The organism is Sorangium sp. So ce362 (genome assembly GCF_051519845.1).
In the GTDB taxonomy this organism is placed as follows: Bacteria; Myxococcota_A; Polyangia; order Polyangiales; family Polyangiaceae; genus Sorangium.
On the sequence record NZ_CP150332.1, the window covers coordinates 2,155,261 to 2,171,698 of the forward strand.

Here is a 16,438-nt window from a genome sequence, read left to right on the forward strand (position 1 = left end):
GGATCCCTCGACTCAGAAAACGCCGCCGGCGGCGATACCCCCGCCTACTGGGCTCACAAGCGGAATGACGCGCACATGCTGCTCGTCCGGCGCGCGCGACGGGCTGGCAATCCAGTAGCCGAGCGTCCCGAGCGCGGCGACGCCTCCACCGACGAAGCTCCACAGCGCCAGGTTGCTGAACAGGTCTCTGTCGTCGACCAGCGAGCTCAGCTTCTGGCAAGCCGTCACCGGATCTCCGGTGGTGAGGTTCATGCAGTCCACATTGCCACCTCGGTCGGCATGGACCGCTCCCCACTGCCTCCTCACGGCCCTCTCCGTGCCGTTCGCGGCCAATGTGAACACCACCCCCGCGATCACCCCGGCACCGGCCGCCGCGCCGCCGGCCAGGAGCACCCCCACGTTCGAGCGCTTCGCGCCGTCCCGTGGCGGAGGCACCGGACTCGGCGGCGGCGCGCTCACCGGCGGTCTTTCGAGCTCGAAGGCGCGCCGGATCTCGCTCCCCGCCGCGACCTCCACGGCGATTTCCTCCGGCGCATGGTCGTCATGCCGCACGGCCATCGTGTGCGGCCCCGGCTCCAGAAACACCGGATCGAGGAGCGGCGTCTTCCCCACAACAGCGCCGTCCACCACCACCGCCGCTCCTGGGACGTCGGCGTGGACGATCACCGCGCCGACGTGCGCGCGCGCTTTCGCGAACGTCTCGGCCGCGGCGGCGCGCTCTTGCGGGGTCGCGGTCGCGTCCTTCTCGATCTCGCGCACGTAGACCGCGAGGTGCTCGGCAGCGTCGCGGTAACGCTGTAGCATCAGCTCGCACGTGCCGATTCCCCCGAGGATCGTGTAGTGCTCTTGCAGCGCCCATGCCGCGACGAACGACGCGTGAGCGTCCGCCCACCGCTTCTTCTCCGACGCGGCCACGCCCTCGAGATAGAGCTTCCGCGCCTTGTCGCTCACGGCCTCGCCGGGCGCGCGCTGCATGCCTGGCCGAGGTCCGGGCTTCGGCTGCGCGCTGTTTCCCGTCGGAGCGCTGCCCTGCGGTTGCGCCTCGCTCGGCGAGGTGGCCGCGAGCAGGCCGAGGAAGCAGAGCAGCGGAGCCACCGGGGTGAGGCGCATGCCACCATCTTACCCGCGGTTCGAGTGCTCGCCGCGGTTTTTGACGGACCGCGCCACGCCGCGGATCGTGGGGCTGCCGACGTGGGGTCTAGCGGAACGGGCGACATCGTCGCTGTCCTTGATGCCTGGACAGGCTTCACGTGCTGTCGTGGACCGGCGCTCGCGGGTCTGGCGGCGGCGGCTTCGTCGGCAGAGGCGTCTCGCGGCAGGCCCAGGCGGCCTCCGGCGGCCCGGGGACGAGGGGGGCGCCGACGGGAGCTCGCATCACGAGCAGGTCAGGGGTTGGCGAACTCGAACGTGTCGGCCGCGACGCCAGGCTTGCCGTTGTATTTGGGGTCGCTGTTGTGACCTTCGCCGCCGTCGCCAGCAGCACCGTGGTCTATCTCGACCCCGACGGTCGGCGGCGCAGTCCCACGGAAGGCAATACCGATGGAGTGCCCGCCGAGCCCGCCACCCCCCTTTCCGCCTTGACCTCCGTCACCGCCCGTACCACCGGCACAGCCGGCGCTCAGGGGTCTGTTCGCTATGCCCGTGCCGCCGGCTCCCCCGTCGGCACCGCTTCCGCCGAGCTGGCCCGAGGCTCCGGCGACGCCATGGCCACCGGCCCTGGCGATCAGGCGAACATCCTGAAAGGTGAGCGCTGCATCGATGCTGAGAAGGGCGATGCTGGAGCCACCTGCTCCGCCGCCGTTGCCACCGTTGCCGCCACAGCCACCGGTCCCGCCGGAGCCGCCGCTCGCGCCGCCAAACTCTGCTGAGGCGCCGGTGCAGGCGCCCTCACCCTTTCCACCTGCGCCGCCGCCACCGCCCTGGCCGGGTTTCCCGAGTTGGCCCGGCTCCCCAGGAGCGCCCTCATAACCGGCGCTGCTGATTGTCCCTGTTCCAGTGGCGCCCAGGCCTGGAACTCCGGGGTCACCCGCCTTGCCCATGCCGCCGCCGCCGCAGTCTCCGTTCGCCAGGCGGGCCCCGGCATTGGCTATGCCGTTGGGAGTACCGTTGCTGCCAGGGAGCCCTTGGGAATCCGAGCCGTTCCCGCCCAATCCGCCCCTTGATTCCTCACTGGAATCCCCGGTCCGGCACTCCTTGCGTGGAGATGGGTTAGGGGCCACGACCACCCCCGTGCATGCAGCGTTGCCGGCGTTGCCCGGCTTCCCAGCCATCGCGCTGTCCGGCGGATCGGCGGGCGCTCCCGTGGCTCCCGGCGCCGCGTCGTCCGCTTCAAGCGTGCAGCGCACGAGCGTTATGCTGCCGCCCTCGGCGATCGTCGCGATGGACGACTTTTTCCGCATCGCGGCATCCTGCGCGCCTATCTTTTCTGCTTTGACATGGATGTCTTCAATTCGAGCGCTTCCGCCCGCCGCGCTGATCGTGAGAGGAACCGTTCCGGCCTCCGCCGTCAGGAGCGTCTCTTTGCCTTCTTCATCGACCCGTATCCAATTGGCGTCGCAGTCGAGCCGTCCGTAAATCGTCACGCCCGCGGGCACCATGACGGCTTCCGTGTAGGTCCCGATGCACACATAGACGCGCGGATTCTCGCTGTCCACCACGCGGCCGATAGCTTCCTCGAACGATCTGAGCGGTGCCTGCTTCGTGCCAGCGGCGCCGTCGACGCCCGCTTCGGACACGAACACCCCACAGTGGTCGCCGACACCATCTTGTGCTGTTCCCGGGTCACACCCCGCAAGCGGAGGGTCGATTTCGCCACTGCCACCGTTTCCGCCGTTACCACCGTCTCCGCCAGCGTCATACGACTCTGGGTACGCCGAGGCCGGAGGTTCTATGCACCCACTCACGTGGAGCCCCGTGGCTACCGCGGTCAGGACAAGCGTCGCCGCGAAGCGACAACCACGACGATGACCCATCCTGCTGACGTCCCGGTTCACCATGCCTCCGCTCAGAATCGACCGGTCAAGGATAGGCCTGCCGAGCCCCAACCCACGCGCGGCACGACCTGCATGCGGCTGGCCGGTGCAGCAGGCCGATCCGCGAGCGCGTAGATCACCGTCCCCGCCCCGGCTGCGCCGACGATGAAGCTGTAGAGGGCCGCGTTGATGAAGGTGTACTGGAGGTCGACCGTATCCCGCAGCTCCGTGCACACCGGCGGGGGGGTGGTGTGCGGGCAGAACCCTTTGAGCGCGGGATCGGAACGAAGCGACGTACGCAGGTCTTCCGCGTCGCCTCCCTTGCTCAGCGCGAGGATCGTGAACACCGTTCCCGCGATTACACCTGTCCCTGCCGCAGCTCCGCCGCCGATGAACAGGATTTTTCGCCAATTGCCTTGTGACGCGACTGGCGCGCTGCGCGTCGTCGGGGCTTCTGGGGATGGCGGCGTCAGGTCGAGGAGGATGTACCGCTTCATCCCCTCGTCCAGCCGGAATCTGGTTGTCACCGGAGGACGCCCTGGCTCAACGCCGACCAGCGTGTACTCGCCGGGGTCGCGCTGCACGGGGGTCGCCGGGGCGATGTGCTCTCCGTCGAGTGTCAGCTGCACCGTGCCCTGCGCCGTACCAGCGAGGGCGACCTCCAGGGTCGGGATGCGGGGAGCAAGGCCGGCGAGTTCGGCTTTCGCTTCGGCCTGGGCCTCCTGGAAGGCGTGCGAAGCGGTGGCTGCCAGCGGCTCGTCGAGGACGCGCTGGTAAAGCGAGCGCGCCTCGAGCAGGCGGCCGAGGCGCTCACACGAGCGCGCCGCCATGACCAGGAGCGGAGGGGCGTGGACCAGGGCCTCGGCGCCGCGAAAGGACGTGAGAGCGTCCTCGTAGCGGCCGGCGTCGAAGAGCTCCACGCCCTTGTTGGCGAGGGCGCGGGCCGCGAGCTTCGCCTCGGCGGTCGGTTGGGACGGCTGGGATTGCTGGCCGGCGGCGGTTGCCGGGATGGCCAGGAGCGCGAGCCCGAGAAGAAGGCCAGGAGTGAGCTGCCGGCAAGACCTCACAGCAGGAATCTCATCACGAGGAGGTCAGGGGTTGGCGAACTCGAACGTGTCGGCCGCGACGCCAGGCTTGCCGTCGTATTTGGCGTCGCTGTCGTGACCTTCGCCGCCGTCGCCGGCAGCACCGTGGTCTATCTCGACCCCGACGGTCGGGGGCGGTGTGCCACGGAAGGCAATGCCGATGGAGTGCCCGCCGAGCCCGCCACCCCCCTTTCCGCCTTGACCGCCGTCACCGCCCGTACCACCGGCACAGCCGGCGCTCAGGGGTCTATTCGCTATGCCCATGCCGCCGGGTCCGCCGTCGGCACCGCTTCCGCCGAGCTGGCCCGAGGCTCCGGCGACGCCATGGCCACCGGCCCTGGCGATCAGGCGAACGTCCTGAAAGGTGAGCGCTGCATCGATGCTGAGAAGGGCGATGCTGGAGCCACCTGCTCCGCCGCCGTTGCCACCGTTGCCGCCACAGCCGCCGGTCCCGCCGGAGCCGCCGCTCGCGCCGCCAAACTCTGCTGAGGCGCCGGTGCAGGCGCCCTCACCCTTCCCACCTGCGCCGCCGCCACCGCCCTGGCCGGGTTTCCCGAGTTGGCCCGGCTCCCCAGGAGCGCCCTCATAACCGGCGCTGCTGATTGTCCCTGTTCCAGTGGCGCCCAGGCCTGGAACTCCGGGGTCACCCGCCTTGCCCATGCCGCCGCCGCCGCAGTCTCCGTTCGCCAGGCGGGCCCCGGCATTGGCTATGCCGTTGGGAGTACCGTTGCTGCCAGGGAGCCCTTGGGAATCCGAGCCGTTCCCGCCCAATCCGCCCCTTGATTCCTCACTGGAATCCCCGGTCCGGCACTCCTTGCGTGGAGATGCGTTAGGGGCCACGACCACCCCCGTGCATGCAGCGTTGCCGGCGTTGCCCGGCTTCCCAGCCATCGCGCTGTCCGGCGGATCGGCGGGCGCTCCCGTGGCTCCCGGCGCCGCGTCGTCCGCTTCAAGCGTGCAGCGCACGAGCGTTATGCTGCCGCCCTCGGCGATCGTCGCGATGGACGACGTTCCACGCATCGCGACATCCTGCGGGTCGAACTTTTCTGCTTTGACATGGAGGTCCTCAATTCGAACGCTTCCGCCCGCAGCGCTGATCTTGAGAGGGACCGTTCCGGGCTCCGCCGTCAGGACCGTCTCTGCGCCTTCTTCATCGACCCGTGTCCAATTGGCGTCGCAGTCGAGCCGTCCGTAAATCGTCACGCCTGCGGGCACCGTGACGGCTTCCGTGTAGGTCCCGATGCACACATAGACGCGCGGATTCTCGCTGTCCACCACGCGGCCGATCGCTTCGCTGATCGACTTGAGCGGCTCCTGCTTCGTGCCATCCGCGCCGTCGACGCCGGCCTCGGACACGAACACCCCACAGTCGTCGCCGACACCGTCTTTTGCTGCTCCCGGGTCACACCCCGGAGGCGGAGGATCGATTCCGCCACTGCCGCCGTTCCCGCCGTTCCCGCCGCTTCCGCCGTTGCCACCGTTCCCGCCGGAGCCAGATGCGCCAGTGAGCAATTTGTCTTTATCGTCGTCAGGTTGTATGCACCCGCTCACGTGGATCCCCAGGGCCACGGCGGTCAGGAGAAGCGTTGCCGCGAAGCGACAACCAAGACGATGACCCACCCTGCTGACTTCCCGGTCCACGATGCCTCCGCTCAAAACTGGCCGCTCAAGGAAAGACCTGCCGAGCCCCAACCCACCTGCGGCGCGACCTGCATGCGACTGGCCGGCGCGGCAGGCCGGTCCATGAGCGCGTAGATCACCGTCCCCGCCCCGACTGCGCCGACGATGAAGCTGTAGAGGGCCGTATTGATGAAGGTGTACTGGAGGTCGACCGTATCACTCAGCTCCGCGCACACCGGTGGGTACTTGATGCTCGGGCAGCGCCCCTTGAGCGTGCGATCGGAACGGACCGAATCGCGCAGGTTCTCGGCGTCGCCTCCCTTCCCCAGCGCGAGGACCGTGAACACCGTCCCCGCGACCACGCCCACCCCCGCGACTGCCCCTCCAGCGATGAGCAGCGTCCGGTTCGGCCCTGGGTCTTTCACGTCCTTCCCCTGCCACGGCGTCTCCCGCTTCTGGTCCTGCGGCGGCTCGCTCACCCGCGCGCTCTTCAGCTCGACGCTGCGCTCGATCTCTTCCCCCGCCTTGAGCTCCACCGCGACGCTCGCGGGCTCGTACCCTTGCCGCCGCACCGAGATCGTATGCGCCCCCGGCTCGAGGAACACCGGATCCAGGAGGGGCGCGGCGCCAACGACCTCCTGCCCCACGGCGACCTCTGCGTTCTCCACGTTGACGTCCAGCCGGACCGCGCCCACCTTCGCCCGCGCCTGCGCAAACGTCTTGAGCGCAGCCGCGCGCTCCTCCGCCGTCGCCGTCGCGTCCTTCTCGATCTCGCGCACGTAGATCGCGAGGTGCTTCGCCGCGTCGACATACCGCTGCAGCATCAGCTCGCACGTCCCCATGCCGCCGGCGATCGTGTAGTGCTTCTGCAGCGCCCAGGCCGCCACGAACGACGCATACGCGTCAGCCCAGCGCCCCTTCTCCGACGCGGCCACGCCCTCCATGTAGAGCTTCCTGGCCTTGTCGCTCATCGCCTCGCTGGGCGCGTTCGGGGCCTTGATGGCCGTCTGGCCCGCAGCGCCCGCCTGCCCCGCGCCCCCTGGCGAGGCGCCGCCCCTCGGCTGCGCCTCGCTCGGCGAGGCGGCCGCCAGCAGGCCGACGAAGCACATCAATGGAACACTCTGCGCGAGACGCATGATCAAAACTTTACCTTCGGTTGAATCGCGCCCACAGGCTTCTGGTCCTCTGGCTCGCGCGCTGACTCTTTCCCGCGTGGCTGCTGCGCGGCAGACGGCTTCGAGCTCGACTTCCCGCCGCCGGTCTTCCGCGGCTGGCCCGCCGTCGACGCAGGCGGCTTCGCCTGCGGATCCCCCTCGGCGCTCGCCGCCTCTTCCGGCGGGGCCGCTCGCCCCGCAGCCGACGCCGCCCCCGTCGCCTGCGGCGCCGCCGTCTCCGCCCCCTCCTTCACGCTCGCCCCCGGCGTCCCGCGCTCCGGCTCCGGGGCCGCCGAGGGCGCCCCCGCCGGCGACGGCGCCGGCTGCGCTCCCGGACCCTTCGACACAACGGCCCACGCAACAGCCCCCGCCGCGACGGCGCACCCGAGCCCCGCGACCGCCCAGAGCGCCTTCCGCGATGTCCGGGGCTGCTCGACGACGATGGGAATGTCCCCGAGGTCGTCATCCGCCGTGTTCACCCCCGCCGCGACAGACGGCACCCCCGGCGCGTGCGGCGCGCCCCTGCCCGCAGCGCTCGGCAAGGGCGCCGCCCCCGCCCCCCGCCGAGCCGCGTCCGCCGAGCCCCTCGCCATCGACCCTCCGCCGCCCACCGCCGGTCCTCCTGCGGCCACACCCCCGCTCACCGCATGGCCCGGCCGAGCCTCCACAAGCCCCGCGTCCCGCAGCAGCTTCTCGGCATCGATGACCAGCGTCCCCTTCGGCCCCATCGCCTGCGACGCCGGCCCCGCGCTCGGCCCCTCCGTCGCGTGCGCCTCGCCCCACTCGACCCGCCGCTGCGCCGCCGGCGGCGCCGACAGCGCCCGCCCCCGCTCCGACACGGGCCCCGCAGGCATCGCCCCTCCAGCGGTCTGCGCCAGCTGCGCCGCGCCTCCCGCCTGCTGCGCCGCGTACCGCTCGCGCCAGCCCCCGAACTGCGGCTTGTTGTCCCCCGGCTCGCCCTGCGGCCGCGCCCCGAACACCTTGCGCGCGATCTCCCCCTCGTCCTCCGCGAGGTCCTCGATCCGGATCAGCACCCCGTGCCGATCCTCCATCGTCATGTCGCGCTCCCTCACGAACCGCACCGAGACCCCACCCGGGATATCCGCCTCGCGCCCGCTCGTGATCGACGTCCACTTGATGTTCGACCGGTACAGCACCATCGCGATCTTCGCCGCCGCATGCGCGATCGCGCCGAACGGCTCATCGTGCTTGTGCACGATCACGACGCGCTTCGGCAGCGCCCCCTCGTCGGCCACCCAGTCCCACGTCGCGCTGCTCCGCCGCAGGTACGGCAGATCCCCGAACTCCTCCACATACCGCTCGAGCACGTGCGCCACCCGCTCCGGCGCCTCGCGCACCGCGCCCGCGTACTCGCGGTAGAACATGCCCGCCGACGAGTTGACCTCCGTCGCGTTCATCACGTGCCGGTAAAACGTCGCCGACGCCTCCAAGAGCGACGTGTAACCGAGGTCCCGATCCACCGCGACGAGCCCGTGCGCGAACGGCGGGTTCCCACGCCCGGCGTGATCGATCGCGCCGCCGATCCGGAACCCGAAGATGAGCCCCACCGCCCCGTGCCCCGGCTCATGCTGCGTGTCGTCGCGCGACAGGTTGCCGATCGCGAACGCATGCGTCGCCCCCGTCGCCGGCTCGATGTACTTCATCAGCCGCGCCAGGTGGCTGAAGTGCGTCGTCGTGAGCGCCCCCTGGGGCACCTCGGGGCAGTACATGAAATCGATCTGATGCCCAGGGATGTTCCCGTGCAGCACGTGATACCACGACGCCTCCGCAGGCGCGCGATACCGCGGGATCACATACCCCGAGGCGCCCTCGCTACCGTACATTGGGCCTGACCTGCTGCGGCATCTGCGGGGCAGGGAGCTGCGCGGTCCGCGACAGCGCCGGATTCGGCCCCATGTCCTGCTTCATCCGCTGGAGCAGCTGCGGGTCGTACGCGTTCTTCGGGAGGATGCGCTCCACGAAATGCGAGAACAGATGGTGCGTGCTGTGCCCGTAGCTCGCCGAACCGACAAGCACCCGGATATCGATGTGGTTCTTGTACCGCTCCAGGCTGTCGATGAGCGGCTTGTAATACCCGCGCGCCTCCTTCTCCACCTCGGCAGGCGTCCCGGACAGAACATCGGACTTGTTGATGAACAGCACCACCGCCTTGCACGACGCCAGCGTCTTCGGGCTGAAGAAGAACTGCAGCGACTGCGGCTGAAACTCCCGGAGCTGCTCCTGGATCCGCGACGGCTCGAGCTTCTGCCCGTCCTTGCCCGCCAGATCCACCACCATCAGGAGCCCGTGGATCTCCTCCATGATGAGCTCCTGCTGCGCGTCCACGATGTGCTCGCCGCCCCAGTCGCCGACCTCGAACACGTGCTCCGTCAAGACCTCTTTCGTCTGCACGTGGCTCACCGTCCGCTCGTAACGCTCGATCTTCGTGCCCTGCAGCGTGCCGAGATCCACGAGCGGATTCGCCCACTTGAGCGTGAGCGACGTCTTGCCGGTCCACTTGATGCCAAGCGTCAGGATCTTGTACCGCTTCTGCGTGATCTTCGGCCGGCTCTCGAGCTCGCTCTTGTACCAGTCGATCTCCTTCTGCTGAGCGTCGAGCCAGTCGACCTTCTGCCGGTCCTCGCTCCGCGCCATGTCGAGCGACTGCTGGAGCTGAGCGTACTGCGCCCGCACCTGCTCCAGCTGGCCCTTGGCCTGCCGGAGCGCCTCGATGTGCTGGTTCGCGTCCTTCAGCTGCCGCTTCAACGGCATCACCTGCATCAGCAGGAACACGGCGCCCGCGCCGCACGCCACCGCAATCAACCCGAGCACAATCGGTAGAACAACCTGCATGGCTCACAACCCTCGCGCCCCGCCGGGCGGCTCTCCCAAGCTGTCCTGTCCCGTGCGGCCGGAAAAACGGCCAGCGCGGGCCGGCCTGAGTCCTGAGCTCTCATCAGACCACGGCTCGCCGCAGCGGACAAGTGCGAGGTAATCCTCGGCACGAGCCGCTCATTCACCGCCCGTCACCGCCCCACACGCGGCCCCACGCCCCACGTACGAGTGCCCCACGCCCCACGTGCGAGTGCCCCGCGCCCTCGTCGCCGCAGCCCGCTCCCCGCGACGTCCCGCTACCGGCCCGCCCCGCTCACCTCGCGCCGCCGCCCTTCCGGGTCACCCGCGGCAGCGCCGTCCTCGTCTCCGGCGCGAGATCCAGCGCGTCCCGCTCCCCGGCCGCGAGCCGCTGCGCGCCCGCATAGGCGATCATCGCCCCGTTGTCCGTGCAGCTCGCGAACGGCGGGACGAACAGGGCAAGCCCGCGCCGCTCGCACGCCGCCGCCATCTTCGCCCGGAGGCCCCGGTTCGCCGCGACGCCCCCCCCGAGGACCACCCGCTCGACGCCCTCCACCCGCGCGGCCCGCACGGTCTTCTGCACGAGCGCGTCGACCACCGCGCCCTGGAACGCCGCGCACAGGTCGTGGAGCGCCTGCCCCTCCGGCCGCCCCCGCTTCGCCACGTGGCGCGCCACAGAGCTCTTGATGCCCGAGAAGCTGAACTCGAGCGACTCCTTCCGCGCCATCAGCGCCGGCACCGCCTCCGCCGCGGCCGCCGCGTCCCCCGTGGCCGCGAGCCGGTCGACCACCGGGCCGCCCGGATACCCGAGGCCGAGCAGCTTCGCCACCTTGTCGAACGCCTCGCCCGCCGCGTCGTCGCGCGTCGCGCCGAGCTCGCGGATCGCGCCGATCGCAGGCCCGTCCACCCGGTAGATCGCCGTGTGCCCGCCCGAGGCGAGCAGCGCGACGTACGGGAACGACGGCCGCGGCTCCGGCGAGGGCAGCAGAGGCGCGCCGTCCCGCCGCAGGAACACCGCGAGCAGGTGCCCCACGAGGTGATCGACGCCGACGAGCGGCTTGCCCGCCGCCCACGCGAGCCCCTTCGCGGCCTGCAGGCCGACGAGCAGCGCCCCCGCGAGGCCCGGCCGCGACGTCACCGCGACGCCGTCGAGGTCCGCCGCCGTCATGCCCGCGCGCGCCAGCGCCTCGCGCACCACCGGGACCACCGCGCGCGCGTGATCGCGCGCCGCGATCTCGGGCACGACGCCCCCGTACGGCGCGTGCAGCGCCACCTGGCTGCGCACGACGTCCGAGAGGACGTCGCCCCCCTCGGTCACCACCGCCGCCGCCGTCTCATCGCACGATGTCTCGATCCCTAGAACCCGCATGTTCCCGTCCGCCGCGTCAGCCTGAAGTTGCCGAACACCTGCCGCTGTCCCTCCTCCGGCGCCTCGCCCGACGCGAGCGGCTCCCGGCCCGGCCGGAGCAGGCGGACCTCGACCGACCCGTCCGTGCGCAGCGACAGGATCGCGAGCAGCGGCTCCGCCGCCGGATCCGACGCGCTGACAGCGTAGATCGCGTTGCGCTCCCGGCCCTCGCCGAGCTCCAGCCGCGAGAGCGGATCGTGGGCGAGCGCGCCGATCGGCCGCAGCGACGCCCCGTCGAGGAGGCGCCGCTCCGGCGCGGCCCCGTCGGGCGCCTCGTAGGTCCACAGCGCGCCCGGCGGCTCGGGCCCGTCGAGCGCGTCCGCGTCGAGCGACAGCCGCATCTGCACCCGCGGGCTCAGGCCCGCGCGGAACGCGCCGCCCAGCGTGATCGCGCCGCAGTAGGCCTCGCCGTCGGCCGTCGAGAACCGGCTCACGTCGTCGCAGCCGGCCGCCGCGCCCGCGCTCAGGGAGCCGGCCAGGGCGAGCGGCGCGAGCCGCCGCGCGCCGCGCCGCGGCCCGGGCAGAGCGGCGCAGCTCAAGGCGCGGCGCTCCGCAGCAGCTCGGCCGCGGCCTGGCGCACGCGCGGCTCGGGGTCGCGCGCCGCGAGCTGCTGCAGCACCGGCGCCGCCGCCGCGCGATCCGCCGAGGCGAGGGCGCGCGCCGCCGCCTCGCGCACCAGGGCGTACGCGTCGGAGCGGGCCGCGGCGCCGAGCGTCCCGGCGACCTGACCCGACCCGCCGCCGGCCGGCGCGCCCAGCCGACCCAGGGCCTCCGCCGCGCGCACGCGGAGCGGCCAGCTGGGCGAGGTCCGCAGGAGCTCCGAGACGGCCGCGATCGTCGCCCCGTGCCGGACCGCGCCGAGCGCCGCGAGCGCCGCCCGCCGCACGCTCTCCTCCGGATCGCCGAGCGCGTCGACCACCGCGGCCTGCGCCTCGGGCTCGGGCCGGGTCGCGAGCAGCTCCACCGCGCGCGTGCGCACCTCGATCGCCGGGTGCCGCACGAGCGCCACGAACCCGCTCACGACCGCGGCCGCGACCCCCTCCACCGCCGCCTCCACCTGCCGCTTCAGCTCCGGGGCGAGCTCCGCGCGCGCCTCCGTGAACGGCGCGAGCCCGAGCGCCGCCCCGCCCCCGGCGGCGCCGCGTTCGCCGCCCGCCTCGCCGGGCACGCCCACGCCGCGCGACAGGATCGCGTCCGCCACGACAAGCGCCCGCTCCGGCGACGTCGCGACCGCGGCGACCGCAGCCTTCTGGAGCGCCGGGCCGAGCGCCACGAGCGCCGCCGCGCGGTCCTCCGGGCCGGGCGGATCCGGATCGAGCCCCGCGAGCACGTCCTTCACCGTCAGCGCCCCGTCCGGTACGGGCAGCGGCTCGCGCGCGCGCGGGTACTCCCGCCGCGTGAGCGCGACCGCCGCCGACACCGCGGCGGCGCGCAGCCCCTCGTCCGACGAGAACGCGCCGGCCGCGATCGCCTGGGCGGCCCCCGCCGAGGCGGACGCGTCGGCCTCGCCGGGGCCGCCGCCGCCCTTCGAGGCGCCGCCGCCGCCGAGCCGCGCGAGCGTGATCAGCGCCGCGCGGCGGAGCTCCGGCTCGCTGGAGTCGGCGAGCGACATGAACAGCGCGGGCCCCTCGCCGCCGCCCCCGAGCTCGCCCAGCGCGCGGACCGCGGCCGCGCGCGGCATGGAGCCGGCCTCGGGCGCCCGCGCGACCGCGGACAGCGCCGCCGCGTGCTTCCGGTCGTGCGTCAGCCCGAGGCCGATCGCCGCGATGGCCCGCACCTCCGGCGCCGGCGACGACAGGAGCCGCGCGAGCAGCGCCTCCGCCTTCGCCGCCGCGGGCCGGCCGCCGCCCGCCGCGAGCCGGGCCACGCCCCAGGTGGCCGCGACCGCGACCGCGTCGTTCGGCAGCACGCTCGCGGCCGCGTCCCTCGGCGCGAGCATCTGCTCGTAGCGCTGCAGCATCGCCGGGTCGCGCAGCGCGCCGCACGCGATCATCGCGCGGGCGCGCAGGCCCTTGTCCGCCTGCCCGATCGCGAAGTTGTAGAGCGCCGGCCCGGCGCTCTTGTTCTCGACGTAGGCCAGCACCTCGATCGCGATCTTCTGCTGCGATTCCTTCTCGTCGGCGAGCGCGTCGAGCAGCGGCTTCACCGCGCGCGCGCCGATCTTCGCGAGCTCGGCGCGCGCGGGCGCGCTCGCCGCGCGGTCCTCGGCGCGGACCTTCTGCATCAGGGGGAAGGTCATCGCCCCGTACAGCTCCACGAGCAGCCGCCGGTAGAGCGGCCTCTGCGGGTTGCCGACCGCGACCGGCAGGAGCTCGCGCTCGAGCACCTCGAGCGAGCTCCTGCCGAGGTTCACCTGCATCGACATCCGCGCCGCGCGCGCGACGAGCTCCTCGTCGTTCGACGCCCGCACCACCCGCCGGAAGAGCCGGTCGGCCTCGTCGGCCTGCCCCGCGGTGAGCAGCAGCTCGGCCAGGTCGAAGTAGACGGGGAACAGCCGGTCGTTCTTCGCGAGCGCCTGCCGGTACTCGGCGATGGCGCGCGGGAAATCCTGCCGCCTCCGGTACATGTCGCCGAGCTTCTGGTGACCGCCCGCGTCCTCGGGCGACAGCTCGACCGCGCGCGCGGCGTACCGGATCGCGTCGTCGTCGCGGTAGAGCTCCGCGGCGTACTGCGCCATGCGCTGGTAGAACTCGCGGGCCCGCTTCGGGTTCACCTCGACGAGCTTGCCCAGCACGTCGATGGCGCCGAGGAGGTTCTGCTGGAGCACGAGCACGCGCTCCAGCGCGAGGAGCGAGTCCTCGTCGCCCGGCGCGGCCTGGACGAGCCTCCGGAGCGTGGCCTCGGCGTCGGGCAGCCGGTGCAGCTTGCGCTGCACCTCGGCGAGCAGCCGCCCCGCCTCCAGGTCGGGCGGGGTCGCGTTGAAGCGCGCGCCGAGCGGCCCGACGCGGCTCGGCAGCTCGTGGGTGAGCGACCAGAGGCTGACGATGTGGGTGCGCGCCTCGCGCGCGAGCAGCTTGTCGTTGCCCGCGCCGGCGAGCAGCTGCTCCCAGAGCCCGCGCGCCTCCGCGTAGCGCGGCGCGGCGTTGCCGAGCGAGCTCGCGGTGCGCTCCAGCGCGATCGCCAGCGCCTTCTTGTAGCGGGCGTTCGCGGGCTCGAGCTGCGCGGCCTCCCGGAGCGCGGCGAGCGCCTCGGCCGCCATGTCGTGGTCGAGGTACACCTCGCCGAGGGTGGCCGCGGCGCGCGCCCGGCTCGGCACGACCTGCTTGATGCGCGCCCAGGTCTCCAGCGCCTTCTTCTTGTCGCCCGCCTGGAAGTACCGATCGCCCAGGTCGACGAGGTGGCTCGGATCGCCGCCCGCGGCCCCGGCGAGCCGCTGGAGCACCTTGAGGGCACGGTCCTTCTCCTCGACCCGCTCGTAGAAGTCGGCGACGGCCGCGAGCGTCTCGGGCTCGTCCGCGACGCGCCCCTCGAGCTGGGTGAGCAGCGCGAGCGCCTTGGGCCGATCGCCCCGCTGGATGAGCGTCTCGCACAGCTCGAACACGAAGTCGGCGTTGTTCGGGGCCGCCTTGATCAGGAGCTCGTACTCGCGGATCGCGGTGTCGAGCTCGCCGGCGGTCTGGAGCAGGTGGACGAGCCGGAGCCGCGTGTCGATGTGCTTGCCGTCGAGCGCGAGCGCCCTCCTGTAGATCGCGATCGCCTTGTCGACGTCGCCGGTCTCCTCGTACAGCGCGCCCAGGGTCGAGAGCCGCTGGAAGTCCTGCCCCTTCTCGGCCTCGAGGAGGGTGATGAGCTCCGCGAGCTTCCCCTCGGCGCGGAACGCGTCGGTCAGGATGAGGAGGATCTCGGCCCGCACCCCCGCCGCGTTGCCGGCGATGGCGAGCGCCCGCTTCAGCACGGCGAGCGCCTCGTCCATCTTCTTCTGCCTGGCGAGCGCCTGCCCGAGGTCGCGCAGCGCCGGCGCGAGCGCCCGGTTGTCGCCGGTCGCGGCCTTCACGAGCTCGCGGAACTCGGCCTCGGCGCGCGCGTGATGCCCGCGCGCGGAGAGCTCGCGCCCGAGCTCCGCCTTCACGAAGAGCGAGCCCTGCGCGTTCTTCATGAGCGCGTCGTGCTGCGCCTTCGCCGCGTCGAAGTCCGAGAGGTCGAGGCAGAGCGCGAGCAGCGTGCGCCGGGTCTGCTCGACGTCCGCGGTGACCTTGAGCAGCGGCAGCGCCTTCTCGTAGTGCGCCCGCGCGCGGGCCTTGTCGCCGCGGTCCGCCTCGAGCTGGGCGAGCGCCATCATCGCCGCCGGGTCCGCCGGCCGGTCCGCGATGGCGGCCTCGTACGTCTTGATGGCGTCGTCGTAGCGCCCGTCCTGCTTGTAGATGCCGGCGAGCACCACCTTGGCGGCCCAGGCGCCTTCGCCGGGCTGCGCGGCGCGGCGCTCGAACTCCTCGACGAGCTTCTTCAGGTTCCCGTCGCGCTCGCGGTAGAGCTGGGCGAGGCGCTGGAGCGGGAAGGGCGCGCTCGGCTGGCTCATGACGATGGCCGTGTAGCGAGCGATCAGCGCGTCGCTCGACGGCCCGCCGCGCTTCGCGTCGCCGCTCTCGCCTGCCTCGGGCTTCACCTGCGGCCGCGGTCCGGGCTGCGGCCGCGGTCCGGGCTGCGGCCGCGCGGCGGGGCCCGGCTTGCCGCCGCCGGGCTTCGGGGCCTTGGGCCTGGGCCGCTTGCCGCGGCCGGAGGGATCGAAATCCGCGGCCGCGGCGTGCGGGACCGCGAGCGTCGCGGCTGCGGGGATCACGACCGCGAGGCAGCCGGCCAGAACAAGGGATCGCACGGGGGTAGGGTAGACCGGCGGTGCGCGGCGGGCCACGCGGAGCGGCGGCGGCGCCTCCAGGAAGGGGCGCGGTCCAGGCGCCGCGGCGCGCCGGGCGGGTGAGCTCGGCAGGCGCCTCGTGCCGTCCCGGCGGAGCGCTTTACCCGCAGGGCGCGGGCGGAGACAGCCCCGTGCGCGGAGCGGACGAGTACGACACGCCCATCCAGTCCGGCATCTGAACGACGTCTTCAATGACGTGACGCGTTGATTCGGGAATTTCTTGTCTGCCGCCCTCGAGGACAACCTCTTTCTCGTCGTCACGGTGATGTCCTGTCAGGACCCCGCCGGCCGGGAGCCGGACAAGCCCCATCACGGCTTCATCCTGGGCCCTGCCGGCGCCGCGCCCGCGCACGCGCTGGGGCAGCCTTCGACGGAAAGCGCGCCAGGGTGAGGCCGGTCGATGAGGCCCTCTCGGGAGCCGAGGACGGACGCTCGCGGGAATGACCGCTCCGGACACGCGTTGTGGTACGGAGCACAATGTCCTGTACACCTTT

General features: G+C 72.4%; 11 protein-coding genes. 1 reads left to right on the forward strand and 10 read right to left on the reverse strand.

Going from position 1 to position 16,438, the window contains the following annotated elements:
• Positions 1-12 precede the first annotated feature (12 nt).
• From WMF17_RS08555 to WMF17_RS08600, 10 genes are all read right to left on the reverse strand, one after another.
• Entirely contained in the window at positions 13-1,110 is a 1,098-nt protein-coding gene (locus WMF17_RS08555; RefSeq protein WP_437648886.1) for a PEGA domain-containing protein, read from the reverse strand.
• Between the two features lie 275 nt (positions 1,111-1,385).
• Entirely contained in the window at positions 1,386-2,741 is a 1,356-nt protein-coding gene (locus tag WMF17_RS08560) for a hypothetical protein (protein WP_437648887.1), read from the reverse strand.
• Between the two features lie 263 nt (positions 2,742-3,004).
• Positions 3,005-4,039: a tetratricopeptide repeat protein gene (locus WMF17_RS08565; protein WP_437648888.1), complete on the reverse strand. Its 1,035-nt coding sequence runs from the start codon at positions 4,037-4,039 to the stop codon at positions 3,005-3,007.
• 24 nt (positions 4,040-4,063) lie between these two features.
• Positions 4,064-5,419 (reverse strand): hypothetical protein, encoded by a 1,356-nt coding sequence (locus tag WMF17_RS08570; RefSeq protein WP_437648889.1) that lies wholly within the window; start codon positions 5,417-5,419, stop codon positions 4,064-4,066.
• Positions 5,420-5,709: 290 nt separating this feature from the next.
• Positions 5,710-6,813 (reverse strand): PEGA domain-containing protein, encoded by a 1,104-nt coding sequence (locus WMF17_RS08575; RefSeq protein ID WP_437648890.1) that lies wholly within the window; start codon positions 6,811-6,813, stop codon positions 5,710-5,712.
• 2 nt (positions 6,814-6,815) lie between these two features.
• Positions 6,816-8,675 carry a hypothetical protein gene (locus tag WMF17_RS08580; RefSeq protein ID WP_437648891.1) on the reverse strand — a complete coding sequence of 620 codons (1,860 nt, stop codon included), beginning with the start codon at positions 8,673-8,675 and terminating at the stop codon, positions 6,816-6,818.
• The gene (locus WMF17_RS08585; RefSeq protein ID WP_437601474.1) at positions 8,665-9,684 is read right to left on the reverse strand and encodes a hypothetical protein; all 1,020 of its coding nucleotides are present in this window, start codon (positions 9,682-9,684) and stop codon (positions 8,665-8,667) included. Before WMF17_RS08585 ends, WMF17_RS08580 begins: the two co-directional genes overlap by 11 nt.
• Before the next feature lie 295 nt (positions 9,685-9,979).
• Positions 9,980-11,053: a tRNA (adenosine(37)-N6)-threonylcarbamoyltransferase complex transferase subunit TsaD gene (gene tsaD / locus WMF17_RS08590; RefSeq protein WP_437601475.1), complete on the reverse strand. Its 1,074-nt coding sequence runs from the start codon at positions 11,051-11,053 to the stop codon at positions 9,980-9,982.
• Positions 11,041-11,631 carry a hypothetical protein gene (locus WMF17_RS08595; protein WP_437648892.1) on the reverse strand — a complete coding sequence of 197 codons (591 nt, stop codon included), beginning with the start codon at positions 11,629-11,631 and terminating at the stop codon, positions 11,041-11,043. The genes tsaD and WMF17_RS08595 overlap by 13 nt, the downstream gene beginning before the upstream one ends.
• On the reverse strand, positions 11,628-15,905 hold the full coding sequence (locus WMF17_RS08600) for a HEAT repeat domain-containing protein (protein ID WP_437648893.1): 4,278 nt from the start codon (positions 15,903-15,905) through the stop codon (positions 11,628-11,630). Before WMF17_RS08600 ends, WMF17_RS08595 begins: the two co-directional genes overlap by 4 nt.
• Positions 15,906-16,164: 259 nt before the next feature.
• Between WMF17_RS08600 and WMF17_RS08605 the strand changes: the two genes are divergently transcribed.
• The gene (locus WMF17_RS08605) at positions 16,165-16,335 is read left to right on the forward strand and encodes a hypothetical protein (RefSeq protein ID WP_437601478.1); all 171 of its coding nucleotides are present in this window, start codon (positions 16,165-16,167) and stop codon (positions 16,333-16,335) included.
• The last annotated feature ends 103 nt before the right edge of the window (positions 16,336-16,438 follow it).

What these genes read in the sequence shown, in the direction of transcription:
- WMF17_RS08575 (WP_437648890.1), bottom strand. Translation starts at nt 6,813, where the DNA reads ATGCGTCTCGCGCAGAGTGTTCCATTGATGTGCTTCGTCGGCCTGCTG.
- tsaD (WP_437601475.1), bottom strand. Translation starts at nt 11,053, where the DNA reads ATGCGGGTTCTAGGGATCGAGACATCGTGCGATGAGACGGCGGCGGCG.
- WMF17_RS08580 (WP_437648891.1), bottom strand. Translation starts at nt 8,675, where the DNA reads ATGTACGGTAGCGAGGGCGCCTCGGGGTATGTGATCCCGCGGTATCGC.
- WMF17_RS08555 (WP_437648886.1), bottom strand. Translation starts at nt 1,110, where the DNA reads ATGCGCCTCACCCCGGTGGCTCCGCTGCTCTGCTTCCTCGGCCTGCTC.
- WMF17_RS08585 (WP_437601474.1), bottom strand. Translation starts at nt 9,684, where the DNA reads ATGCAGGTTGTTCTACCGATTGTGCTCGGGTTGATTGCGGTGGCGTGC.